Origin of the sequence: Mesorhizobium sp. M2E.F.Ca.ET.209.01.1.1 (assembly GCF_004010375.2) — a bacterium.
Taxonomy (GTDB): domain Bacteria; phylum Pseudomonadota; class Alphaproteobacteria; order Rhizobiales; family Rhizobiaceae; genus Mesorhizobium.
The window spans coordinates 1-279 of sequence record NZ_SADP02001378.1 but is presented as its reverse complement, the minus strand read 5'-3'; the positions used below and the strand labels follow the sequence as shown (position 1 = coordinate 279).

1 protein-coding gene is annotated in these 279 nt (G+C 65.2%); it reads left to right on the top strand.

Going from position 1 to position 279, the window contains the following annotated elements; all coding sequences use genetic code 11:
- Positions 1–25: 25 nt before the first annotated feature.
- Positions 26–279: NAD(P)-binding domain-containing protein (locus tag EN852_RS40480; protein WP_246694615.1), on the top strand; the 254-nt coding region annotated here is incomplete at its 3' end.

Genomic DNA, 279 nt, shown 5'->3' with positions numbered 1-279 from the left:
CTCTTCAGCAAACAGGGACGAAACCATGCAGATCGGAATGATGGGACTGGGCCGGATGGGCGCCAACATGGTGCGGCGTCTGATGCGCGACGACCACGAATGCGTCGTCTACGACATCAACCCGGCCAGCGTCGCGGCGCTGGTGAGCGACGGCGCGTCTGGAGCGGCCTCGATGGCGGAATTCGTCGGCAAGCTCACCAAGCCGCGCTGCGTGTGGCTGATGCTGCCGGCGGCGATCACCGGCAAGATCATCGACCAGGTCTCGGCGCTGATGGAGCC